This window comes from Pseudomonas sp. NFACC32-1, from assembly GCF_900101215.1.
GTDB lineage: Bacteria > Pseudomonadota > Gammaproteobacteria > Pseudomonadales > Pseudomonadaceae > Aquipseudomonas.
In genome coordinates this window covers 26,410-49,151 of record NZ_FMUL01000019.1, presented here as the reverse complement: position 1 = coordinate 49,151, position 22,742 = coordinate 26,410, and the positions used below count along the sequence as shown (strand labels likewise).

At 61.5% G+C, this 22,742-nt stretch carries 22 protein-coding genes; 4 read left to right on the top strand and 18 right to left on the bottom strand.

Going from position 1 to position 22,742, the window contains the following annotated elements:
- Positions 1 to 19: 19 nt before the first annotated feature.
- From BLP99_RS23235 to BLP99_RS23225, 3 genes are all read right to left on the bottom strand, one after another.
- Positions 20 to 1,318, bottom strand: a complete 1,299-nt coding sequence (locus BLP99_RS23235; RefSeq protein ID WP_072398618.1) for an NAD(P)/FAD-dependent oxidoreductase — start codon at positions 1,316 to 1,318, stop codon at positions 20 to 22.
- 81 nt (positions 1,319 to 1,399) lie between these two features.
- On the bottom strand, positions 1,400 to 1,573 hold the full coding sequence (locus tag BLP99_RS23230; RefSeq protein WP_003205686.1) for a DUF3094 domain-containing protein: 174 nt from the start codon (positions 1,571 to 1,573) through the stop codon (positions 1,400 to 1,402).
- A 129-nt stretch (positions 1,574 to 1,702) separates the two neighbouring features.
- On the bottom strand, positions 1,703 to 2,329 hold the full coding sequence (locus tag BLP99_RS23225; RefSeq protein ID WP_047229866.1) for a DUF1780 domain-containing protein: 627 nt from the start codon (positions 2,327 to 2,329) through the stop codon (positions 1,703 to 1,705).
- Positions 2,330 to 2,471: 142 nt separating this feature from the next.
- Here BLP99_RS23225 and BLP99_RS23220 point away from each other — a divergent pair, with 142 nt between their 5' ends.
- Positions 2,472 to 3,158: an energy-coupling factor ABC transporter permease gene (locus BLP99_RS23220; RefSeq protein WP_072398619.1), complete on the top strand. Its 687-nt coding sequence runs from the start codon at positions 2,472 to 2,474 to the stop codon at positions 3,156 to 3,158.
- A gap of 63 nt (positions 3,159 to 3,221) precedes the next feature.
- The gene (locus tag BLP99_RS23215) at positions 3,222 to 3,437 is read left to right on the top strand and encodes a hypothetical protein (protein ID WP_072398620.1); all 216 of its coding nucleotides are present in this window, start codon (positions 3,222 to 3,224) and stop codon (positions 3,435 to 3,437) included.
- Here BLP99_RS23215 and yacG read toward each other — a convergent pair.
- From yacG to pilB, 5 genes are read right to left on the bottom strand one after another with little or no spacing between them, the layout of a single operon-like run.
- Entirely contained in the window at positions 3,434 to 3,640 is a 207-nt protein-coding gene (gene yacG, locus BLP99_RS23210; protein ID WP_072398621.1) for a DNA gyrase inhibitor YacG, read from the bottom strand. The genes BLP99_RS23215 and yacG overlap by 4 nt on opposite strands.
- Positions 3,637 to 4,260 carry a dephospho-CoA kinase gene (gene coaE, locus BLP99_RS23205; protein ID WP_072398622.1) on the bottom strand — a complete coding sequence of 208 codons (624 nt, stop codon included), beginning with the start codon at positions 4,258 to 4,260 and terminating at the stop codon, positions 3,637 to 3,639. The genes yacG and coaE overlap by 4 nt, the downstream gene beginning before the upstream one ends.
- Positions 4,260 to 5,129: a prepilin peptidase gene (locus BLP99_RS23200; RefSeq protein WP_072398623.1), complete on the bottom strand. Its 870-nt coding sequence runs from the start codon at positions 5,127 to 5,129 to the stop codon at positions 4,260 to 4,262. The genes coaE and BLP99_RS23200 overlap by 1 nt, the downstream gene beginning before the upstream one ends.
- A gap of 1 nt (position 5,130) precedes the next feature.
- On the bottom strand, positions 5,131 to 6,348 hold the full coding sequence (locus BLP99_RS23195) for a type II secretion system F family protein (RefSeq protein WP_072398624.1): 1,218 nt from the start codon (positions 6,346 to 6,348) through the stop codon (positions 5,131 to 5,133).
- A 2-nt stretch (positions 6,349 to 6,350) separates the two neighbouring features.
- On the bottom strand, positions 6,351 to 8,051 hold the full coding sequence (gene pilB, locus BLP99_RS23190; protein WP_072459661.1) for a type IV-A pilus assembly ATPase PilB: 1,701 nt from the start codon (positions 8,049 to 8,051) through the stop codon (positions 6,351 to 6,353).
- Positions 8,052 to 8,273: 222 nt separating this feature from the next.
- Here pilB and BLP99_RS23185 point away from each other — a divergent pair, with 222 nt between their 5' ends.
- Together BLP99_RS23185 and BLP99_RS23180 are read left to right on the top strand one after the other, a co-directional pair.
- Positions 8,274 to 8,699 carry a pilin gene (locus BLP99_RS23185; protein ID WP_072398626.1) on the top strand — a complete coding sequence of 142 codons (426 nt, stop codon included), beginning with the start codon at positions 8,274 to 8,276 and terminating at the stop codon, positions 8,697 to 8,699.
- Positions 8,700 to 8,987: 288 nt separating this feature from the next.
- Entirely contained in the window at positions 8,988 to 9,341 is a 354-nt protein-coding gene (locus BLP99_RS23180; RefSeq protein ID WP_072398627.1) for a BON domain-containing protein, read from the top strand.
- 171 nt (positions 9,342 to 9,512) lie between these two features.
- Here BLP99_RS23180 and BLP99_RS23175 read toward each other — a convergent pair whose 3' ends face one another.
- The 10 genes from BLP99_RS23175 to BLP99_RS23130 all read right to left on the bottom strand — a co-directional run bounded on the left by BLP99_RS23175 (position 9,513) and on the right by BLP99_RS23130 (position 22,543).
- Positions 9,513 to 9,809: a DUF2845 domain-containing protein gene (locus BLP99_RS23175; RefSeq protein ID WP_072398628.1), complete on the bottom strand. Its 297-nt coding sequence runs from the start codon at positions 9,807 to 9,809 to the stop codon at positions 9,513 to 9,515.
- A 1-nt stretch (position 9,810) separates the two neighbouring features.
- Complete coding sequence (locus tag BLP99_RS23170) at positions 9,811 to 12,744, bottom strand: DUF748 domain-containing protein (RefSeq protein ID WP_092181862.1); 2,934 nt, start codon at positions 12,742 to 12,744, stop codon at positions 9,811 to 9,813.
- Between the two features lie 119 nt (positions 12,745 to 12,863).
- Positions 12,864 to 13,880: a class I SAM-dependent rRNA methyltransferase gene (locus BLP99_RS23165; protein ID WP_072398630.1), complete on the bottom strand. Its 1,017-nt coding sequence runs from the start codon at positions 13,878 to 13,880 to the stop codon at positions 12,864 to 12,866.
- Positions 13,881 to 14,078: 198 nt separating this feature from the next.
- Positions 14,079 to 16,016, bottom strand: a complete 1,938-nt coding sequence (acs, locus tag BLP99_RS23160; protein WP_092181859.1) for an acetate--CoA ligase — start codon at positions 16,014 to 16,016, stop codon at positions 14,079 to 14,081.
- Between the two features lie 188 nt (positions 16,017 to 16,204).
- Positions 16,205 to 17,869: a glucose-6-phosphate isomerase gene (gene pgi, locus BLP99_RS23155; RefSeq protein WP_072398632.1), complete on the bottom strand. Its 1,665-nt coding sequence runs from the start codon at positions 17,867 to 17,869 to the stop codon at positions 16,205 to 16,207.
- A gap of 300 nt (positions 17,870 to 18,169) precedes the next feature.
- Complete coding sequence (gene panD / locus BLP99_RS23150) at positions 18,170 to 18,550, bottom strand: aspartate 1-decarboxylase (protein ID WP_072398633.1); 381 nt, start codon at positions 18,548 to 18,550, stop codon at positions 18,170 to 18,172.
- Positions 18,551 to 18,731: 181 nt separating this feature from the next.
- On the bottom strand, positions 18,732 to 19,592 hold the full coding sequence (gene panC / locus BLP99_RS23145) for a pantoate--beta-alanine ligase (protein ID WP_072398634.1): 861 nt from the start codon (positions 19,590 to 19,592) through the stop codon (positions 18,732 to 18,734).
- A complete protein-coding gene (gene panB / locus BLP99_RS23140; RefSeq protein ID WP_072398635.1) occupies positions 19,589 to 20,389 on the bottom strand; it encodes a 3-methyl-2-oxobutanoate hydroxymethyltransferase in 801 nt (266 codons plus the stop codon). Before panB ends, panC begins: the two co-directional genes overlap by 4 nt.
- 267 nt (positions 20,390 to 20,656) lie before the next feature.
- Positions 20,657 to 21,142, bottom strand: coding sequence for a 2-amino-4-hydroxy-6-hydroxymethyldihydropteridine diphosphokinase (gene folK, locus BLP99_RS23135; RefSeq protein WP_072398636.1), 486 nt, complete (start codon positions 21,140 to 21,142; stop codon positions 20,657 to 20,659).
- A 3-nt stretch (positions 21,143 to 21,145) separates the two neighbouring features.
- Positions 21,146 to 22,543 (bottom strand): polynucleotide adenylyltransferase PcnB, encoded by a 1,398-nt coding sequence (locus BLP99_RS23130; RefSeq protein ID WP_072398637.1) that lies wholly within the window; start codon positions 22,541 to 22,543, stop codon positions 21,146 to 21,148.
- Positions 22,544 to 22,742 lie beyond the last annotated feature (199 nt).

Sequence of the window (22,742 nt, the reverse complement as noted above, 5' to 3'; positions counted from 1 at the left end):
GCGACAGTGGTGTATCGGCTCAGTGCAACTTGAGCCTGGGCTCGGTTCCGCGTCCGATCTTGCTGCCCAGCATCAGCATCGCTGTACGGAACATCCCGTACAGCGCCATCTGGTGCATGCGGTACAGCGACACGTAGAACATCCGTGCCAGCCAGCCTTCGAGCATTACGCTGCCGGTGAGGTTGCCCATCAGGTTACCTACCGCCGAAAAACGCGACAGGGAAATCAGCGAGCCGTAATCCGTGTATTTATAGTGCGGCAGCGCTTTGCCTTCGATCCGCAGTTTCAGGGATTTGGCCAGCAGTGAAGCCTGCTGGTGCGCAGCCTGGGCGCGAGGCGGCACGTTGCGATCCGAGCCCGGTTGCGGACAGGCGGCGCAATCGCCGAAGGCGAAAATGTTCTCGTCACGGGTGGTCTGCAGGGTCGGCAGAACCAGCAATTGATTGATCCGGTTGGTTTCCAGTCCGTCGATTTCCTTGAGGAACTCCGGGGCGCGGATCCCGGCGGCCCAGACCTTCAGGCTCGCATTGATCACTTTGCCGTCGACGGTGACCAGGCTGTCGGCCGTGACCTGGCCGACGGCGGCGTTGGTCATGACATTGACGCCGAGTTTCTCCAGGGTCTTGTGCACGGGCCCGCCGATGCGCTCGGGCAGTGCTGGCAACACCCTTGGCCCGGCCTCGATCAGGGTGATATGCATGTTTTCCGGCTTGATCCTATCCAGGCCATAGGCCGCGAGTTCATGGGCCGCATTGTGCAGCTCGGCGGCCAGTTCGACGCCGGTGGCCCCGGCTCCGACGATGGCGACGCTGATTCGCTCTTCCGCGTCGGTCTGGCCGGCGTGGGCGCGCAGGTAATGATTGAGCAACTGCTGGTGGAAGCGCTCGGCCTGTTTGCGGGTGTCGAGGAACAGGCAATGTTGCGCCGCACCCTCGGTGCCGAAGTCATTGGTAGTGCTGCCGACCGCAATCACCAGGGTGTCATAGCTCAGTTCGCGGGCCGGCAGCAGTTCCAGGCCGGCCTCGTCGTAGGTGGCGGCCAGTTGAATACGCTTGCGTTCGCGGTCCAGGGCACTCATGCGCCCCAGCTGGAACTGGAAGTGGTTCCATTTCGCCTGGGCGACGTAGTTGAGTTCGTCTTCGGAAGAGTTCAGGGAGCCGGCCGCCACTTCGTGCAGCAGCGGCTTCCAGATGTGGGTCAGGTTCGCGTCGACCAGCATTACACTGGCCGTGCCACGCTTGCCCAGAGTCTTACCCAGGCGGGTAGCCAACTCCAGACCGCCGGCTCCGCCGCCAACGATGACAATACGATGGGTCATGGGGATATCTCGCAAGGCTAAAGGAAATCGGTGCCGTTACCCGAGCGAGCGCCGGTGTCGTATCCCTCGATACCAGGCTGCTCATAGCGTCAGGTAACTGATCAATCGGCTCAACAGGCCCAGGCCGATGGTCACGGCCAGTACCACCACCAGGAGCATCCACGGCCGGAAGGGCCGGCGCTCGACTCGGTGCTGGGACAGTTGCAGGTACTCTTCGACATGCTTCTGGTCTTCGGGGTTCAGGCGGCTGGTCATAAAGGCCTCGTCAGGTAGACGTTGCAGAACGGGTAGACGTTACAGGAGCGCCGGTCGTCCAGGCGAATGGACGGGTTGTAACATCCCTGTGGTGCCGACACCACGGTTGTGTGCGGCGCCGGCGTGTTTTCACAGGCTGATCCCGACATCGAAGACGATGCTGCGTCCCAGGTTGCTGCGCAGGAAGTCCGGTGCGTCGGGATGGGCGAACAGCACCCGGGCGAAGGTCGGCCCCACCAGCGATAACGAGCGCCAGCCCTGGCGCAGATATTCGGTGGGTGGCGGGAAATGGCTGTTGAGGTCCAGCACTTCGCGCTTGAGGCTGGCGAAGGCGATGATGTCCAGCTCCCCCAGGTCCATGCCTCGTTCGGTGTAGTTGTGGGCTTTCTTGCGCAGGGTGGGCGCCAGTCGCAGCAGGAATTCGTTGGCCGGGATCCGCCGGGGCTTGGCCTCGCGGCGCACCAGTTGGCTGAGGGAAAAAGCGCTGCGGCGGCGTTGCAGCTCATCGCGCCATTCGTCATTGAGGCGACGGCCTTCGTCGAGGACAAAAAACACCTCGAAGTTCGCATCGCGAAACAAGACGTCCGGTGGTTCCCCGGCGGGGGCGAACTCATCGGCGCGATAGGGCACGTTCAACCCTTGCAGCAGCCGTTGGCAGACCCAACGCTCACGCTCCCATTTGCGGGCATTGGAGAGAAAGGCGTTGGCTTGCTCGGCCGCGATGGTGAGCAGGCGTAAATAATCGGAGTCATCCATGAGCCCAAGCTTAGCGTTCAATTGCGACAAGCTGGAAGCCTTGCGTTGATTAATACGCGTCGGCCGGGGTGTAGACTGCCGGCTTGAATTCGAAGGCGATGACGGAGTCTGTGATGCCAGGGCAAGCGAAAGGAGGAGTCCCATGATCGGTGCCGAGCTGCTCTCTTCGCAGACGCTCACGGCGGGTTGGCTGATCTATGTGCCGGTGCTCGCCTGGGCGGTCTGGCGCGCGCCCTGGGTCGAGCTGTTCACCGACAGTCGACGCCAGCATCTGCTGTTCGGGACGGTGCTCGCGTTGTTCATGTTGTGGCTGGTGCGCCGGGATTTCGAGACCGGCGTGTCGTATCACTTCATCGGCATGACCGCCGTGACGCTGCTGCTGGACTGGCCCCTGGCGATCCTCGGCGGCTTTCTGGCCCAGCTGGCGCTGGTCCTGCTCGGGCGTCAGGACATGGTGGCGGTGGGCGTCAACGGTATGCTGCTGGTCCTGCTGCCGGTGTGGGTCACCGAATGCTGCGCGATCCTGGTGGAGCGAGCCCAGCCACGCAACCTGTTCGTATACATATTCTGTTCGGGGTTCCTGGCCGCTGCGCTGTCGGCGCTGCTGTGCCTGCTGCTGGGGCTCGGTCTGCTGTGGTATGACGGTGTATTCGCCATGCCTTACTGGCTGAGCGACTTTGTCGGCTATCTCTGGCTGGTCATTTTCCCCGAGGCCTTCATCAACGGCATGGTGATCAGTGCGCTGGTGGTGTTCAGCCCCGAATGGCTGGAGACATTCAACCGTACGCGGTATCTGTCGGCTCCCTGGAAGGACAACGACAAGCCTTGATTCACATCAAGGCTGCGCGGGCGAGCGCCCGGCATGCTCTGCAAAAATTTCGGGAGCACAACCATGAGTGTTTATGAGTGGGCGAGACAGGAGATCAGGCGCAGCCAGGACGCGGCCATGGAAATAGGCTTCGATCCGGGACTGAGCCTGCGGGCCTTGCTCAGTGCGGTGGTGCAGCAGAGCAAGGCCGTGCGCAGTGTCGAGGACCTGGCCGACGAATTGGGTTTCCTGGCGGAAAACCTCGACGACAGCCAGGACTACGGTTTCATGCGCCCTTAATGATGTGAGCGGGGGTTGAAGTCTTCGCTGAACAACTCGTCCTCGGCCTCAGGGCTGACCGGAATCTTGTGTTCCTCCGACGCCCAGGCGCCCAGGTCGATCAGTTTGCAGCGATCGGAGCAGAAGGGCCGGAATTTGCTCTCCGGGCTCCATTCGACGGGGGCGCCACAGGTCGGGCAATCAACGGTTGGGTTCTGGCTCATGACTGGCCTCCACGCAAGGTAAGGTAAAAATGATGCAGGCGTTCGACCTCGCTGTGCAGCCAGGCGAGGTCGCGGTCGTTGACCACCACGTCGTCCGCATGGCTCAGGCGATCCTGACGGCTTGACTGTGCCTTGAGGATGGCCTGGACCTGTTGTTCGCTGGTCTGGTCGCGCTGCAAGGTACGTTCGATCTGCATTCGTTCCGGAGCATCGATCACCAGGATGCGCTGGGTCATGGCGTACTGTCCCGACTCGATCAGCAGTGGCGAGACCAGGATCGCATAGGGCGATTGTGCCAGTGCCAGATGATGGGCGATTTCGTCGGCGATCAACGGATGCAGCAATGCCTCGAGCCAGCGACGCTCCTCGGCATTTTCAAAGATGAGTTTTCGCAGCGCCCCTCGATCGAGGCTGCCGTCGGCCTGCACCACGCCAGGGCCGAAATGCCTGGCGATTTGCGCCAGGGCCGGGCGTCCGGGTTCGACGACCCAGCGTGCGGCGTGATCGGCGTCGACCACGTGCACGCCCAGGTCGATGAAGTGCTGGGCCGCCGCGCTTTTACCGCTGCCGATACCGCCGGTCAGGCCGAGAATCCAGGGTTTTTCCACAGGGGTATTCATTAGAAACCGACAGACTGCCAATAGAAGTCGGTTATTTGACCACCCCAGAGCAGCGCAATCCAGCCGGCAATGGCCAGATAAGGCCCAAAGGGGATTTGCGTCGACGCCGGAGCGTCACGCATGCGCAGTACAACCACGCCGACGACTGCGCCTACCAGGGACGACAGCAGCAGCGTCAACGGCAGGATCTGCCAGCCGCCCCAGGCGCCCAGCATCGCCAATAGCTTGAAATCCCCATAGCCCATGCCTTCCTTGCCGGTGATCAGCTTGAACGCCCAGAACACCGACCACAGCGCCAGATAGCCGGCCACAGCGCCCCACATGGCCTCGTTCAGCGAAGCGAACAATCCAAAGCTGTTGACGATCAGGCCCAGCCACAACAAAGGCAGTACCAGCGTATCGGGCAGCAATTGGTGCTCGGCATCGATCAGGCTCATGCCCAGCAGGCCCCAGCTCAGGACCATCACCATTGCCGCCTGCCAGCCGAAGCCGAAATGCCAGGCGACGAACGCCGATAACACCCCACAGGCCAGTTCAGTCAGGGGGTAGCGCCTGCCGATGGGAGTGGCGCAACTGGAACAGCGGCCGCGCAGCGCCAGGTAGCTCAACACCGGGATATTTTCCCAGGCCCGGATGCGGTGGCCGCAATGGGGGCACTGGGAGTGGGGCAGTATCAGGTTATAGGCCGGGCCGGGCGTTTCGGCGGGCAGGCCCAGCAAGTCATGGGCCTGCAGTCGCCATTCCCGGCTCAGCATCCTGGGCAGGCGCCACACCAGGACATTGAGAAAGCTGCCGACGATCAGCCCGAGCAATAACGCCGTCAGCACGAAGGCCAGGGGATAAAGCGCGAAGAATTCGGTCAGGGGCATGTCAGATCGCAGAGCCGAGTTGAAAGATGGGCAGGTACATGGCAACCACCAGGCCGCCGACGACCACCCCCAGTACCACCATGATGAACGGCTCCATCAGGCTGGTGAGATTGTCCACCAGATTGTCCACTTCGGCCTCATAAAAACTCGCCACCTTGTCCAGCATATCGTCCAGCGCGCCGGACTCCTCGCCGATGGCGGTCATCTGGATCGCCAGGTTCGGAAAGATGCCTGACGCGCGCATGGAGAAATTCAGCTGCATGCCCGTCGAGACATCCTGTCGGATGCGTTGCACCGCTCGTTTGAATACCACGTTGCCGGTAGCGCCGGACACCGAATCCAGCGCTTCCACCAGCGGCACGCCGGCGGCGAAGGTGGTGGAAAGCGTGCGGGCGAAGCGGGCCACGGCGGATTTGTACATCAGGGCACCGATCAGCGGCAGCTTGAGCAGCCACTTGTCGCGCCAGTCACGAAAGCCCTGGGAGCGCTTGAGGGCATATCTCACCCCGAAAAAACCGCCGACCAGCGCACCCAGCAGCAGCCACCACCATTGCTGCATGAACTCCGACAGGCCAATGACCATCACCGTGAACCCCGGCAGCTCCGCGCCGAACCCGGCGAACACCGATTCGAACTGCGGCACCACCTTGACCAGCAGGATGCCCGTGACCACCGCCGCAACCAGTATCACGGCTGTCGGGTAGGTCATGGCCTTCTTGATCTTGGCCTTGAGGGCCTCGCTCTTTTCCTTGTAGGTGGCGACCCGGTCCAGCAAGGTATCCAGGGCGCCAGCCTGTTCCCCGGCGTCCACCAGGTTGCAATACAGCTCGTCGAAGTACTGCGGACATTTGCGCAGCGACGCGGCGAAGCTGTTACCGGCTGCGACTTCCTGCTTTACCTCGTCGATCAGCTTGCGCATGTTGGCGTTGTCGAAGCCTTCGCCGATGATGTCGAAGGCCTGGAGCAGGGGCACGCCGGCCTTGAGCATCGTTGCCATCTGACGAGTGAAGAGGGCGATATCCAGGGGCTTGATGCGCTTGCCCTTGCTGAATATCGAGGTGGACTTCTTGCGCACCCTGTCCGGGTTGATCCCTTGCTTGCGCAACTGTGCCTTGACCAGCGCCGGGCTCTGGCCGGTCAGCTCGCCGGACATTTTCGTGCCCTTGCGGTCCTTGCCTTCCCAAGTGTAGGTATCGGTTTTTACTGCCTTGACCGCCATGCTCAGTCCTTGGTGACCCGGTTGATTTCTTCGAGGCTGGTCACGCCTTGCATCACTTTGAGCAGCCCGGAGGCGCGCAGGTCGTTGAAGCCGTCCTTGCGCATCTGCAGGTCGATTTCCAGCGAGTTGCCCTCGGCCATGATCAGGCGTTGCAGCTCGGGGGTGTTCTTGACCACTTCGTAAATCCCCACGCGGCCCTTGTAGCCGTTGTTGCACTGTTCGCAACCGACCGGCTCATAGATCGTGAACGAGCCGATGCGTTCCCGAGGGAAACCTTCCTTGAGCAGGGTTTCCTCTGGAATCTCGATGGCCTTCTTGCAATGAGTGCACAACTTGCGCGCCAGTCGCTGGGCGATGATCAGGTGCACGGCCGTGGCGATGTTGAAGCCGGGAATGCCCATGTTCTGCAGGCGGATGAGGGTTTCGGCGGCGCTGTTGGTGTGCAGTGTGGACAGCACCATGTGCCCGGTCTGCGCAGCCTTGATGGCGATCTCGGCCGTTTCCAGGTCGCGGATCTCGCCAACCATGATCACGTCCGGGTCCTGGCGCAGGAATGAGCGCAGGGCTTGTGCGAAGTCCAGCCCCTGGCGCGGGTTCACGTTGACCTGGTTGATCCCCTCCATGTTGATTTCAACCGGGTCTTCGGCGGTGGAAATATTGATGTCCACCGTATTGAGGATGTTCAACCCCGTATACAGCGAGACGGTCTTGCCCGAGCCGGTCGGCCCGGTCACCAGAATCAGCCCTTGGGGTTGCTTGAGCGCCGCCAGGTACAGTTCTTTCTGGTCCGGCTCATAGCCCAGGGCGTCGATGCCCATTTGCGCGCTGGAGGGGTCGAGGATCCGGATCACCACCTTTTCGCCCCAGAGGGTTGGCAGGGTGTTGACCCTGAAATCGATGGACTTGGTCTTCGACAGTCGCATTTTCAGCCGTCCGTCCTGGGGTTTGCGCCGTTCGGAAATATCCAGGTTCGCCATGACCTTCAGGCGCGCCGCGATGCGGGTCGCCAACTGGATAGGCGGCTTGGCCACTTCCCGCAACATGCCATCGGTGCGCACCCGCACCCGGTAGGATTTTTCATAAGGCTCGAAATGCAGGTCGGATGAGCCGCCCTTGATCGCATCCAGCAGCATCTTGTTGACGAAGCGCACCACCGGCGCATCGTCGGCGTCCAGCCCGGCGATAGTGTCCTGCTTGCGGTCTTCGCCTGATTCGATGTCGAGGCCGTCGAGGTCGACATCGCCCATGCCCTCCAGCCCCGTGGTACTGGACTCGAAGAATTTCTCGATGGCATCGCTGAGCTTGTCGTCCTCCACCAGGATGGCTTCAGTGGTCAGGCCGGTGCTGAACTGGATGTCGTTGATGGCCTGGTGATTGGTGGGGTCGGAAATGCCCACGAACAGCTTGTTGCCGCGCCGCCACAATGGCAGCGCGTGATGCTGGCGTACCAGCTTTTCGCTGACCAGCCCCGTGGGCTGGATGTCCTTGTCGAGGCTGTTGAGGTCCAGCAGGGCGACACCGAAATGTTCCGAGGCGATCTCGGCAACACGGCGGCTCTGGACCAGTTTGTTCTGCACCAGATAACTGACCAGGGGGATGCGATTGCGCTGGGCCTGCTGGTGCGCCTGTTGGGCATTTTGCTCGGTGATCAGTTCGGCCAGTACCAGTTGCTTGGTCAGTCCACTGAGGGCGATGTCAGTCATGGGGATCCCGGATACGGCAATTCATGACCTATAGCCTAGTCAAGCCTCGACGCCCTACCAGCGGGGCGGGGTGACAAAAAATGTCAGATAGTGCGGTTGTTGGGGTAGGCCGTAGTGCTTTGACGGGCTGCAAGGCCTTGCCCGCGCGGCTCGGGGCGGTTGGCATGTGCCGTGCAATGACTGCTCCAACCATGAGATTTCGCCTCATGTATGGAGATGTCTATGAACAAGCAGAATGGCTTTACGCTGATCGAGCTGCTGATCGTCGTGGCGATCATCGGCATTCTGGCGACCTTTGCGTTGCCGCAATATTCCAAATACCAGGCGCGAGCCAAGGTGACCGCGGGCCTGGCGGAGATCACCGCATTGAAAGTGCCGTTCGAAGACACGATCAACTCGGGCACCAACCCGACCCTCGAGCTTATCGGCGGGACGGCAACCACCAGTAACTGCACCACCACTGCCTCGGGTGTTGCCTCTACAGGGGTCGGCACCATCGGCTGCACGATCCTCAATGCACCAGGCCCGGTGGTGGGCAAGACGATCACGCTGAGTCGTTCGGGAACCGGCGTATGGACCTGTGCCACCACGGCTGAACAGGAATACGCTCCCAAGGGCTGCACCGGTGCTGCCGCTGCAGGTAGTTGAGGCATACAGGTTGATCTGACCGGCCCCGCTTTTAGCGGGGTTTTTTGCGTGTAGGAAATGCCCGGCAATTCAGTGGCTTAAGTCGTCGTAAAAAAACCGCAACTTGCATGTACAAAATCGGAGGGTCATGCATTTTGCATGATTCTGCAAATCGCCGTTTCGCTTAACTCATTGATTTAAAAGAAATTATTTGAATTTCTAAAACTGGCACAGCCTTCGCACTACTCCTGACAACCCTGCCGGAATGCATTACCCCGGCAGTTTCTGAGAAAAACAGGAGTTACTCGTATGAAGAAGTTCGCTATCACTGCCGCTGCAGCCACCGCACTGACCCTGACCATGGCTAGCGCTTTCGCCGAGACCACTCAAGCAACTCAGGCTCCAATGATGCTGGCTGCGGGCGAAGTGACAGAGGCCAAGGAAGCCACCTCCGATACCTGGATCACCACCAAGGTCAAGGCTGACCTGGTCACCGAAAAAGGTATTCCAGGCACCGATATCAAAGTAGAAACCAACAAAGGCGTCGTGTCCCTGTCTTCCACTGTTGCCGTGACCGAGGCTCAGAAAGACACAGCAGTGGCAATCGCCAAGAAAATCAAAGGCGTCAAGGCTGTATCGGCTGATGGCCTGAAGGCCGAATAAGGCCAAGACTTCTCCGCCTGAACCGGGAGAAGGCACGGCAAGCGGGCCTAGTCATACGTTTGCCGTTGCTTAGGGTTCATGCGAAAGGCCACATGGATGTGGCCGTCCCAGGCCCTCGGCGTTTGCCGGGGGCCTGTCTATTTTGGGCAGGGTGTTGATCGATCAGATGGGCTAGCGCCCGCGTTTGCTGGTGATCTGCACCAGGCGATTGCCTTCGAAGCGCAGGTACTGATACATGCCGCTGTTGGGGCCGTAAGTCCATTCCTCTACCGGATATTCTTCGCGGCGATTGACACTGCGCTTGTAGCCCAGGTCGTCTCGAGCCGTGGGTTGTCCGCATTTGTGCAGCACTTCACTGGAACGATCGCCAACGCTGATCAGCTGGCTGCCGCAGCGCAACGTGTCGGCCGCCAACGCCGGGCCGGCAACCAGCAGCAATCCCAGGGAGAGCCATTGGAAGCGGTTCATGTTATTCGGCATCCAGGTGCATGGGGGTGATCACGCGTCCATCGCTTTCGGCCTGGCCGAGGGTCGCGTCGATGAAATACACCCGTTCGTCAGCCAGTTGGCCCTTGTCCACCAGGAAGTCCTTGATGCTGCTGGCTCTCTCCTGCCCCAGTTCACGCAGCAGAACGTCACTGCCGCTCCAGAACTTGATGACCCCTTCACGCAGCTTCTCGATACGAGCCTTTTTATCCAGTTGCGACCATTCGGCCGGTGGCTGGGTCTTGAGGCGGGTGCGGTAGATGCCTTCCAGCAGCGGGGCCTTCTCGTCCTCCGGTACCTGCAGCAACAAAGCCTTGGCCGGGACCTTGTCGCCCCTGCGTTGCAGCATCTTGTAGTAGTTGTACTGGTATTCGCGTTCCAGGCGCTGGGCGGCGAGTAACGGGCCGTCGCTACTTTCGGCGGCGGTGCCTTCGATTTCCAGGCGCAGTTCGGGACGTTTGCCCAGGGCTTCGGACAGCTTGAGCAGTACGCCCTGGTTCTCCTGGCTCAGCTCGCTGGAGCCCGGTGCGAACGACACGCTGCCCAGGTCTTGCGAGCCGCCTCCGGCCACTAGCCCACCGATGAGCTTGAACGGTGCCTGGGCCGCTCGTACCACCAGGTTACGCAAGGTTTGCCAGACAATCGGCATGACGCTGAATTGCGGGTCGTTGAGATTGCCGGACACCGGCAGTTCGATGGAAATCCTGCCTTCGGAGTCCTTCAGCAACGCGACGGCCAGCTTGAGCGGCAGGCTGACGGCGTCCGGGCTGTCGACTTTTTCCCCCAGTTGCAGTTGCTCCACCACCACCTTGTTGTCGGCCTGGAGCTGGCCTTGGGTGATGCGGTAATGCAGGTCCAGGTTGAGCCGGCCCTTGCGGATGCGGTAGCCGGCGAATTTACCGGAGTAGGGTGTCAGGGTCGTCAGTTCGACACGCTTGAAGCTGGTGGCGATATCAAGGCTGGCCATCGGATCGAACGGGTTGAGTGCTCCCTTGATCGTGACAGGTGCGTAGCGGTCGACCTTGCCCTTGATGTCGACGCTGGCCGGTTTGGCCTGGCGACTGTCGATGGTGCCGATCTGGCCGTTGAGCTGCTGGATGGCGGTGGCGAAGTTCGGTGTCAGGCTGAAGTCGGCGAAATTGGCCGAGCCGTCATTGATGGCAATCGCGCCGATGTGGATGCCCAGGGGTTTTTCCTTGGAAGCCGGTTTTGCCGCAGTGTTCTTCGGGCCGCTGTCGGCCGGTTGCGGGATGAGCAGGTCATCGACGTTGGTGGTGCGATCGTCGTTGATCATGAAGCGCGCATAAGGCTGGAGCAGGTTGACCTTGTCGATGGACAGGCTGTCGCCGTGCTGATAACTGAGGCCTTCTAGCACCAGGCGCTGCCATTTGACGAAGTCGCGGGTCTTGAGGGTATCCAGGGTGTGCAACTGATCGACCTGGGCGCGACCGGTGATTGCGAAAGCCAGCGGCTCGGTGCTCTTGAGATCCACTGCCAGGTCGCTGCCGAGCATGCCTGAACGCAGCTCCAGGCGAATGAACGGGTTGATATAGGCCTGGGCCACACGCAGGTCGATGTCCTGGGTCTTGACCTTGAGCCTGGCCGTGACGGGGCTCAGGTTGACCTCGCCGTCGGCGAGGATCTTGCCCTGTTTACCCAATCCGGTGTCCAGTTTGAGGGTAAAGGGTGAGCCGTTGAGGGTGTCGAAGTTCTGCAGGTCGAGATTCAGCGGGCCGACCTCCAGTGCCACGGCAGGCTGTGCCTGGCGGTCGGCCAGGTGCACCCGGTAATCGCGCAATTGAACGTCCTTCAACAGCACCTGCCAAGGCTTGCCGGGGGCTTGCGGGGCTGGCTTGGGCGAATCGGCCGCCGCCGGGGCCGATGCAGGCTCTACCTTCACCTGGGGTTTTGCCGGCTGGCTGGCGAAGAGCTTCTGCCAGTCCAGTTGTCCGTCCGCCTCGCGGGCGGCCCAGGTCTCCAGCTTCTGGCTACGGACTTTGCCTACCAACACTTGCTGCTTGGCCAGGTCCACCGTCGTTTCGCTGACATCCAGGCGCTCGAGCTTCGCCAGCGGTCGACCGTCGGGCGCCTTGATGGCGAAGGGCGCGACGCTGACGGCCGCGTTGCTGAGCAACAGTTCGGTGCCCTTGGCCAGGTTGAGCTTGTAGTCGGTGCTCAGGTTGAGCACGCCATTTTCCAGCACCAGGGGCACCGCGTCGCGTACGTAGGGCCACCAGGCTTTCATCTGGCCGTCAGTGATCTTGAGTTTGCCTTGCGAAGCGATGGGCGAAAGGCTGAAATTGCCGGTCCAGTCGACCTGTCCACCTTCAGGGCCGACGGCGACCAGGGTCATGTCGGCGCTGTCGTCAGGCAGGGTACTCAGGTTCTTCAGTTCGAAATCAAGCGTGTCGTAGAGGAACTCGATGGGTTCGCTGGGCCGGAGATCCTGGAAATGCACATAGCCGGTGGCCAGTTTGATCAGGTCGACGCGCAGGGGGAACGGCTTGGCGTCGGGATCGGCCGGGGTCGGTTCGCTGGGCGGCAGCTTGAACAGGCCCAGCAGGTTCAACTGCCCGTCCTTGGCGAACACGATCTCGGTCTTGGGCTTGTCCAGCTCGATATCGGCCAGGTGCAGGGCACCTGACCAGAGACTGTCGACCTGCAGGTTGGCGTACAGGCGTTCGAAGCCGAGCTGTTCCTTGCCCGGTTCGCCCACATTCAGTCCCCACAGGGTGACTTCGAGGCTGAAAGGATTGAGTTCGATACGCTGCAACTGAGCCGGAACCGTGGCAAGGCTGGCCAGTTGCTGGTTGGCGATCCGCAAGGCGATGCCCGGCAATATCAGAAACCCCAGCAGGCTATAGAGGGCCAGTGCGATAAGCAGTGCGGCGAAAGCGCGTTTCAATCCTTTGGACATGTGTGGCTTCGTCTGGTGTGAATCGGAGTGCCTTGGAGTATGGCATGCGTTTACGGTTCCGAACCCACTGAGATTTATCGGATTTGTCCGTTTTTTTGCGTAGGTGTGCGGAGGTTGGCTCAGAAGTGCAGGACCAGTGTCTTGAGCGGTGGATTGCCATCCTTGGAGGGAAAGTCATCGCCGGGCATCAGCACGCTCCATTCCCGCACCGGTCGACCGGCTTTGCTTGCGCAGCGCAACACCTGTTCGCGCCAGTCGTCCATGGAGACTTTCGCCAGGTTGTTGCAGCAGATCAGCACTCCGTCGTCGGCTGTGCTGAGCAACGCAGGCTTGAGCAGGCTCTGGTAATCGCGCAACAGGTCGACGGTGCCGAAGGCGCTCTTCGCCCACGCCGGTGGATCGAGCAGCACCAGGTCGTACTGGCGTTGTTCCAGGCGCACATAGCCGGGTAGTTTCTGCCCGCGTCGCTGGCTGACGGGCAGGCCGGCCAGTTGCCGGATCGCCGGGAAATAATCCGATTGCACGAATTCCATGGCCGGCAGGCCGGGGTTGAGCAGGCCGTTCTCCTGTCCCACCGCGAGGTTGCCTTCGGCAAAGTCCAGGTTACACACCTCCCGCGCGCCGCCGGCCGCGGCGCTCAGGCCGACACCGCAGGTATAGGCGAACAGGTTCAGCACGCTTTTGTTGCGGCTGTTTGCCTTGACCCAGCCACGGGCATTGCGCAGGTCCAGGAACAGAAGAGGGTCTTGTCCGGCGTGGCGCCCGCGAACGCGATAGTTCAGCCCCCATTCGTGGCCGACGAGATCCTGCAGGGCGGCCTCTTCGGCCTGATAGACGCTGTCCTGGCGGTCAATCCGCGAATTGCCCCGCGCACGGTCGTTGTAGACCAGCAGGGTGTCCAGGCCCAGGCGTTCGTTGACGATGCCGTGCAGTTGCAACAAGGCTTCGCGCTCCAGTGACTGGTGAAAGCTCTGCACCATCAGTTGCGGGCCGTAGCGATCGACGGTGAGTCCGGGAGCGCCTTCCTGGCTGCCATGGAACAGGCGATAGCAATCGGTGCCTTGCTGCTCCAGGTCGTCAAGCAGATCCCGACGCTGATCGAGGGCGGCGCGCAGCGCCTGATTCAAGGAAGACATGCCAAGCGCGCCTTAAGGAAATGAGGCGCGAGAGTTTAACAGTTATGCAAACCAGGGTTGGGGATTGCATACGGATTCGAGGTCGGGCACCGACCTGTGGCGAGGGTGGCATTTGTGGCGAGGGGATAAATCCCCTCGCCACAGAAGATGCTCCTGCCACAGACGGGGCCGGGCTTCTGGGAGGCCAAGCCGGCTGACTCAGCGATTCAGGCGCTTGTCGATCAGCCCCTCCACCACGCTTGGGTCAGCCAGGGTCGAGGTATCGCCGAGGCTGTCCAGTTCGTTGCAGGCGATCTTGCGCAGGATGCGTCGCATGATCTTGCCCGACCGGGTCTTGGGCAGCGCCGGCGCCCATTGGATCAGTTCGGGCTTGGCGAAGCTGCCGATTTCCTTGCTGACATGGGCCAGCAGTTCCTTCTTCAGATCGTCGTTGGCTTCGACGCCGTTCATTGGCGTGACAAAGGCATAGATGCCCTGGCCCTTGAGGTCGTGTGGGTAACCGACGACGGCCGCTTCGGCGATGCTGTCGTGCAGCACCAGGGCGCTTTCCACCTCGGCGGTGCCGATGCGGTGCCCGGAAACGTTGATGACGTCATCGATGCGTCCGGTGATCCAGTAATCGCCGTCTTCGTCGCGACGGGCGCCGTCGCCGGTGAAGTAATAGCCGGGGTAGGGCTTGAAATAGGTGTCGACCATGCGCTGATGGTCCCTGTAGACGCTGCGGATCTGGCCAGGCCAGCTGGACTTGATGGCCAGCACGCCACTGCCCGGGCCATTGATCTCCTTGCCCGCTTCATCCAGCAGCACCGGTTGGACCCCGAACAGTGGCCGGGTCGCGCAGCCTGGCTTGAGTTTCTGTTGGCTCACCAGCGGGCTGAGCATGATGCCGCCGGTTTCGGTCTGCCACCAGGTATCGACAATCGGGCAACGTTGCTCGCCGACCTTGTTGAAATACCATTCCCACGCTTCCGGGTTGATCGGCTCACCGACGCTGCCGAGCAATCGCAAACTCTTGCGGGAAGTTTTCTGTAAGGGTTCGGCACCTTCGCGCATTAACGCGCGCAGAGCGGTGGGGGCGGTGTAGAAGATATTGACCTGATGCTTGTCGATCACCTGCCAGAAGCGCGAGCTGTCGGGGTAGCTCGGCACGCCTTCGAAGATCAGGGTGGTCGCGCCATTGGCCAGGGGGCCGTAGACGATATAACTGTGGCCGGTGACCCAGCCGACATCGGCGGTGCACCAGAACACCTCGTTGTCGCGGTAGTCCAGCACGTACCTGAAGGTCATGGCTGCTTGCAGCAGATAACCGCCAGTGGTGTGCAGCACGCCCTTGGGTTTGCCGGTGCTGCCGGAGGTGTAGAGGATGAACAGCGGGTCTTCGGCATCCATCGGTTCGGGCGGGCAATCGTCGCCGGCATCGTGCATGGCCTGGTGGTACCAGATGTCGCGGCCATCGACCCAGCTTATCTCGGCCTGGGTGCGTTCGATCACCAGGACCGTGCTGACATCGGGGCAGCTTTCCAGGGCTTTGTCGACATTGCGCTTGAGCGGTATGGCGCGTCCTCCGCGCACGCCCTCGTCGGCGGTGATCACCGTGCGGCAATCGGCATCGAGTATCCGGTCGCGCAGCGAGTCCGGCGAAAAACCACCGAACACCACCGAGTGCACCGCGCCAATACGGGTGCAGGCGAGCATGGCATAGGCGGCCTCCGGGATCATCGGCATGTAGATGCACACCCTATCGCCTTTCTTCACGCCTCGGCTTTTCAACACATTGGCCAGGCGGCACACGTGATGATGGAGTTTTCGGTAGCTGATCTGCGCTGATTCGGCGGGGTTGTCGCCCTCCCAGATGATTGCAGTCTGGTCGGCACGGTGTTCAAGGTGACGGTCGATGCAGTTGGCGCTGACGTTCAGCTTGCCGCCAGCGAACCAGGTGGCGTCGCCGGCCTTGAGGTCGTAGCGCTGGACAGTCTGCCAAGGAGCCATCCAATCGAGGAAGCGGGTGGCCTGTTCAGCCCAGAAGGTGCTGGGGTGTTCGATGGATTCCTTGTAGAGCCGCTTGTATTGGTCCTGACTCAGTTGCGCAGCCTGGCGGACGGCATCGGCTTGAGGGAACTGGCTGATATCGAGCATGGCGGTTCCTTATTCTTGTTTTGCGACAAGTCATAAAGATGCGCCCAGTAGCCGGAGGGTTCAAGTCATGCACAAATGACTGTGGGAGCGAGTCTGCTCGCGATGGTAGATCAATCAACCTTCCATTGACTGACACACCGCCATCGCGAACAGGCTCGCTCCCACAGAGGGTAATGCAGGTCAACGACTCAGCCGCGGTGACGTCCGCGGAAGTAGCTGATCAGGCCTTGGGTCGAGGCATCCTCGGCCGGGCTTTCTTCGCTGCCCACCAGGCGGTTGTAGACGCCTTTGCCCAGTTCCTTGCCCAGTTCCACGCCCCACTGGTCGAAGGCATTGATGCCCCAGACCACGCTTTGCACGAACACCTTGTGTTCATACAGCGCCACCAGCGCGCCAAGGCGACGGGGGCTGATGCGTTCGACCACCAGGGTGTTGCTCGGACGGTTGCCCGGGATGACCTTGTGGGAGGCCAGTTTCTGCACTTCCTCTTCACTCGCACCCTTGTCCCGCAATTCGGCTTCTGCCTCGGCGCGGGTCTTGCCAAGCATCAGCGCCTGGCTCTGGGACAGGCAGTTGGCGTACAGCCACTGGTGATGGTCGGCCACCGGGTTGAAGCTGACCACCGGCACGATGAAGTCGGCCGGGATCAACTGGGTGCCCTGGTGCAGCAACTGGTGATAGGCGTGCTGGCCGTTGCAACCGACGCCACCCCAGATGACCGGGCCAGTGTCGGTGGACGCCGGCGTGCCGTCCTGGCGTACGCTCTTGCCGTTGGACTCCATGTCCAGTTGCTGCAGGTGTTTGGTGATGTTGCGCAAGTAGTGGTCGTACGGCAGGATCGCGTGGCTTTGCGCGCCCCAGAAATTGCCGTACCACACGCCGAGCAACGCCAGCAGGACCGGCATGTTCTGCTCGAACGGGGCGCTCTGGAAGTGCTGGTCCATGGAGTAGGCACCGGACAGCAGTTCCTTGAAGTTCGACATGCCGATGGCCAGGGCGATGGGCAAGCCGATGGCCGACCACAGCGAGTAGCGCCCGCCGACCCAGTCCCACATCGGGAAGATATTCTCTTCACGGATACCGAAGGCCACGGCGGCCGCGTTGTTGCTCGATACCGCGATAAAGTGCCGATACAGCTCGGCTTCGGAGCCGCCCTGGGCCAGGTACCAGGCACGGGCGGCCTGGGCGTTCTTCAGGGTCTCGAGGGTGTTGAAGGACTTCGACGAGACGATGAACAGGGTGGTCTCGGCGCGCAGCTTCATGGTCAGCTCATGGAATTCGCTGCCATCGATGTTCGCCAGGTAGTGGCAGCGAACGCCCTTCTGCGCGTAGGACAACAGCGCTTCGGATACCAGTTCCGGGCCGAGGAACGAACCGCCGATGCCAATGTTCACCACGTCGGTGATCGGTTTTTCGGTGTAGCCACGCCACAGCCCGTCGTGAATGCGGCCCACCAGGTCGGTGATCTGGTTGAGCACCTTGTGCACGTCAGGCATCACGTTGACGCCGTTCACCAGCAGTTTATCGCCCACCGGCCGGCGCAGGGCCGTGTGCAGGGCCGGGCGGTTTTCGGAGGCATTGACGATTTCGCCTTCGAACAGCGCCTTGATCGCGCCCTTGAGGTCGACTTCGTTGGCCAGGTTCACCAGCAGGTCGCGGGTCTGGGCGTTGATCAGGTTCTTCGAATAATCGAGAAACAGGCCGCAGCTCGACAGGGTGAATTGATTGAAACGCTGCGGATCGGCGTTGAACGCTTCGCGCATGCTGAAATCCTGCATGGCTTTGCGGTGGTCATTCAGCGCTTGCCAGGCGGGCAGAGCGGTCACGTCATGAGGGTTTCGGTAATACGCCATCGCTGCGGGTTTCCTTTTACTTGAACGACCGTTTGTACACTAAAAACTCCGGCAAGGCCCGAGGCGGGCGTCCGGACAACTGCGTCGACACGATCTCTGGGCGCAGGGCGACTACAGTAAACCTCGCGTTGCGATCTGTCTTGACTTTGTCTGACAGGATCCCGGTACTTTTTTATACAGCCAGGGTGGGAATTGGCCGACAGACGGAAGCGCGATGGGCGCTTCCTGGTGCTCTGGCTATCGAGGGGGCGGGATTGACGCTATCGCGAGCGAGCCCGTTCCCACAGGCAAGTCCATCGGTCAGGCGACCTGGACCGGGATGGCGTTGCTGGTGTGGCTCAGTTCGTTGCCCGGCGCCATGTACAACATGCGCGGTTTGAAATTGACCAGTTCGGCTTCGCTGTAGTGAGCATAGGCGCAGATGATGACGCGGTCACCGACCTTGGCCTTGTGCGCCGCGGCGCCGTTGACCGAAATCATCCGCGAGCCTTCCTCGCCACGAATGGCGTAGGTGGTGAAGCGCTCGCCATTGTCGACGTTGTAGATCTGGATCTGTTCGTATTCGCGGATTCCCGACAGGTCCAGCCATTCACCATCGATGGCGCAGGAGCCTTCGTAATCGAGCACGGCGTGAGTGACTTCGGCGCGGTGCAGCTTGGCCTTGAGCATGATGGTGTGCATGGAGTTTCCTAGGGTCGAGTCCGAACGGCGGGCAGTTTGCCCGAAGGCCACCGAGGCGGCAATAACGCTGGAAGGCCCCGTGGGAGCGGGTTTGCTCGCGGCAAGGCCGGCATCGTTCACGTTGATGTGACAGACATCGCATTGGCGGACAAGCTCGTTCCCACAGGGCGTGCGTTAGGGGTCAGATGGGGGCATCGAGGTCCAGGTGCAGGTTATCGATCAACCGTGTGCTGCCCAGGAATGCCGCTACCAGGATCACCAGGTCGCGATCCTCCCTCGACGCCGGGCGCAACGTCTTGGCGTGGCGCACTTCCAGGTAGTCGGGGCGCAGGCCGGCGGCTTCGAGTTGCTTGAGCTGCTCGGCGATCAACGCCGGGAAATCCCGCTGCCCCTGGCGGATCGCCTCGGCAATGTGGCTCAGGCTGCGGTAGACCACTGGCGCCACGGCGCGTTGCTCGGGGCTGAGGAAGCCGTTGCGCGATGAAAGCGCCAGGCCGTCTTCGGCCCGGACGGTCGGCTCGCCGATGATCTGGATCGGCATGTTCAGGTCGTGGACCAGCGCCCGGATCACCGCCAACTGCTGGAAGTCCTTCTGGCCGAATACCGCCAGGTCAGGCTGGACCATGTTGAACAGCTTGCTGACCACTGTCGCCACACCTTCGAAATGCCCGGGACGGCTGGCACCGCACAGGCCTTCGGACAATTGCGGAACGCTGACCCGGGTCTGTCCAGCCATGCCGTCGGGATACATCTCTTCCACGCTGGGGGCAAACAGCAGATGGCAGCCGGCCTGCAGCAGCTTCTCCTGGTCTGCCGCCAGGGTGCGGGGATATTTGTCCAGGTCTTCGCCGGCACCGAATTGCAGCGGGTTGACGAAAATGCTCGCCACCACGAAATCGGCCCGCTGCGCCGCCTTGGTCACCAGTGCCATGTGGCCACTGTGCAGGTTGCCCATGGTGGGCACGAAGGCGATGCGTTTGCCTTCGCCGCGGGCACGGGCCACGGCGGCCCGCAGTTCACGTACGGTCTTGACGGTGTTCATGCGGAGAATCCGTGTTCGGCCCCAGGGAAGGTCGCGGCCTTGACTTGCGCCACGTAGTCAGCCAAGGCGGCCTGCACGCTGGTTTGCCCGACCATGAAGTTCTTCACGAACTTGGGCACGCGACCGGTGATCGACAGCCCGAGCATGTCGTGCAGCACTAGCACCTGGCCATCGGTGGCATTGCCGGCGCCGATGCCGATCACCGGGATCTTCACTGCCTGGGTAATCTCTTCGGCCAGCTCGCTGGGCACGCATTCGAGCAGCAACATCGCGGCGCCGGCCTGCTCCAGCGCAATGGCATCGGCACGCATCTGCCGAGCCTGGTTCTCGTTGCGACCCTGGACCTTGTAGCCACCGAGCACATTCACCGACTGCGGTGTCAGCCCCAGGTGTGCGCAGACCGGAATGCCTCGTTCGGCCAGCAGCCGGATCGACTCGGCCAGCCACAATGCACCTTCGACTTTCACCATGTGGGCGCCGGCCTGCATCAGCTGGGCGCTGTTGGTCATGGTCTGTTCCAGGGTGGCATAGGCCATGAACGGCAGGTCGGCGAGGATCAGCGCATCGGTGTTACCGCGTTTGACGCAAGCGACATGATAAGCCATGTCGGCGGTGGTGGCCGGCAGTGTGCTGTCGTGGCCTTGCAACACCATGCCGAGGGAATCGCCCACCAGTAGCACTTCGACACCGGCCTCGTTACAGGCGTGGGCGAACGTTGCGTCATAGCAGGTCAGCATGGCGATCTTTTCACCTTTTTGCTTGAGACCTTGCAGCGTGGTCAGGGTAATAGCTGGCATGAAAAAGTCCTCATTAGGCGCTCGATACAGGCGCACCCTCTATGCGTGGTGCTTGTAAGGCCTGGATTGCGCCCCTCAACGCCGCATTGGCGGCAACGGGACGCCTATAGTCGTGAGGAGCACCGGGGAAGTCAATTGGATGTGTTACCGCCAGGTGTTACCGGGGTTACTGATGCGTTTCAGCGTAGAGGTGTGTTTCGAATCTGACTGCCTGGTCCCGATCTTGTGGGGTAGCGAGCAGTCTCGCTCCCACTTGCAAGGTCTTCGTCAGGCAGGTGGCAGGCGCTCCAGGCCAACGAATGGGCACGCTGCGAGCAGGTCCGCGAGCAGGCGTCCATCGGCCAGCCGCAGATCGGCGGGAGCCAGTTCCGCCAGCGGATACAGGACGAAGGCCCGGGCATGCATATGGTAATGGGGGACCTTGAGACGCGGCTGGTCGATCAACTGGTCGCCATACAAGAGAATGTCCAGGTCCAGGGTCCGCGGGCCCCAGCGTTCCAGGCGCTCGCGGCCCTGGCCGGTTTCGATGGCTTGCAGCGCGTCGAGCAGCTCCAGCGGCGCGAGCGGGCTGTCCAGCGCCGCTACGGCGTTGGTGTAGCGCGGTTGGCCGGGTAGCAGGGAATCGCTCTGATAGAACGCCGAAACGCCCGCCAGTCGGGTGCCGGGCAATTGCGCCAGCGCCTGGACGGCACTGCGCAGTTGTTCGGCGGGTTCGGCCAGGTTGCTACCCATGCCGATATAGATGCGTTCCATCGATCAATCGCCCGATGCGCTCGGCACACCGGCGCGCTTGCGCTTGGCGCCGCTGCTGCGACGACGTTTGCGTGGGCCGCTGGCGCCGTCATCCTTGCCGCTGAGCTCACGAATCATATCGCGGCGCTCGCTGTCGTTGGCGTCCTGGTAGTCGGTCCACCATTCGCCCAGGCCATCGGTTTGCTCGCCCGCGCTTTCACGCAGCAGCAGGAAATCGTAGCCGGCGCGGAAGCGCGGGTTGTCCAGCAACAGGTCGGCGCGTTTGCCGCTGCGCCGTGGCAGGCGTTCCTGCATGTCCCAGATTTCGCGGATCGGCATTGTGAAACGCTTGGGAATCGCGATGCGCTGGCACTGTTCGCTGATGAGCTCGTGGGCGGCCTCCTGCATGGCCGGGATCGGTGGCATGCCCCGCTCCTGCAGACGCAGCACCCGGGCCGGGAGGGCCGGCCAGAGCAGTGCGGCGAACAGGAAGGCCGGGGTCACCGGTTTGTTCTGCTTGATGCGCAGGTCGGTGTTGATCAGTGCTTCGCTGATCAAGGTGTGGGTGTAGGTCGGATTGTGCTCCAGCGCCTCGGCACTGGCCGGGAACAGCGGATCGAACAGTTGCAGGTCCACCAGCATCTCGAAGGTGTCCGCCGCGTTGCCCGACAGAAACAGCTTGAGCACTTCCTCGAACAGGCGTGCCGAAGGAATTTCCCGCAGCATCGGCGCCAGGTCGCGAATCGGCGCGGCACTGTGTTTTTCGATACCGAAATCCAGCTTGGCCGCGAAACGCACTGCCCGCAACATCCGCACCGGATCTTCCTGGTAACGCTGCCGAGGATCGCCAATCAGGCGGATCAGGCGATTGCGGATGTCGTGTACGCCATTGGCGTAGTCGAGGATGCGCTCGCTGACCGGGTCGTAATACAAGGCGTTGATGGTGAAGTCGCGACGTTGCGCGTCTTCTTCCAGCGTGCCGTAGACATTATCGCGCAGGATGCGCCCGCTCTCGTTGCGGGAAGACTGGTTGCTGTCCTCTTCCTCTTCGTTTTGCGGGTGATTGGCGCGAAAAGTCGCGACTTCGATGATTTCACGACCGAAATGGATATGGACCAGCTTGAAGCGCCGGCCAATGATGCGCGCGTTACGAAACTCGGCCCGGATCTGTTCCGGCGTGGCGCTGGTCGCCACGTCGAAATCCTTCGGGGTGATGTTGAGCAGCATGTCGCGCACGCACCCGCCAACCAGATAAGCCTGGTAGCCGGCGCCCTGCAGGCGTTCGACGATGTTCACCGCATAACGGCTGAACTGGGCCTTTTGCAGCGAGTGCTGGCTGCTGTTGAGCACTTCAGGCGTGCTGCGAATGTGTTGCGTACGACGCAAGGGAGAACGGAATGACTGGAACAGCTTCTTCAGCATGGGATGCACTGTTTGAAGGAATATTCGACCAAAAACGAAGAATGGCCGCATGATGGGCGGGGATTCTAGCATTTAGTCGGAGGATGGTGTAGGACACAGCAGTTTTGAGCTGCAAGCTACAAGTGGCAAGCCCTGTAGGCTTCATGGAAGGGGAATGTCAGAAACCACAAGGGGAGCCGAAGCTCCCCCAGAATTAGTT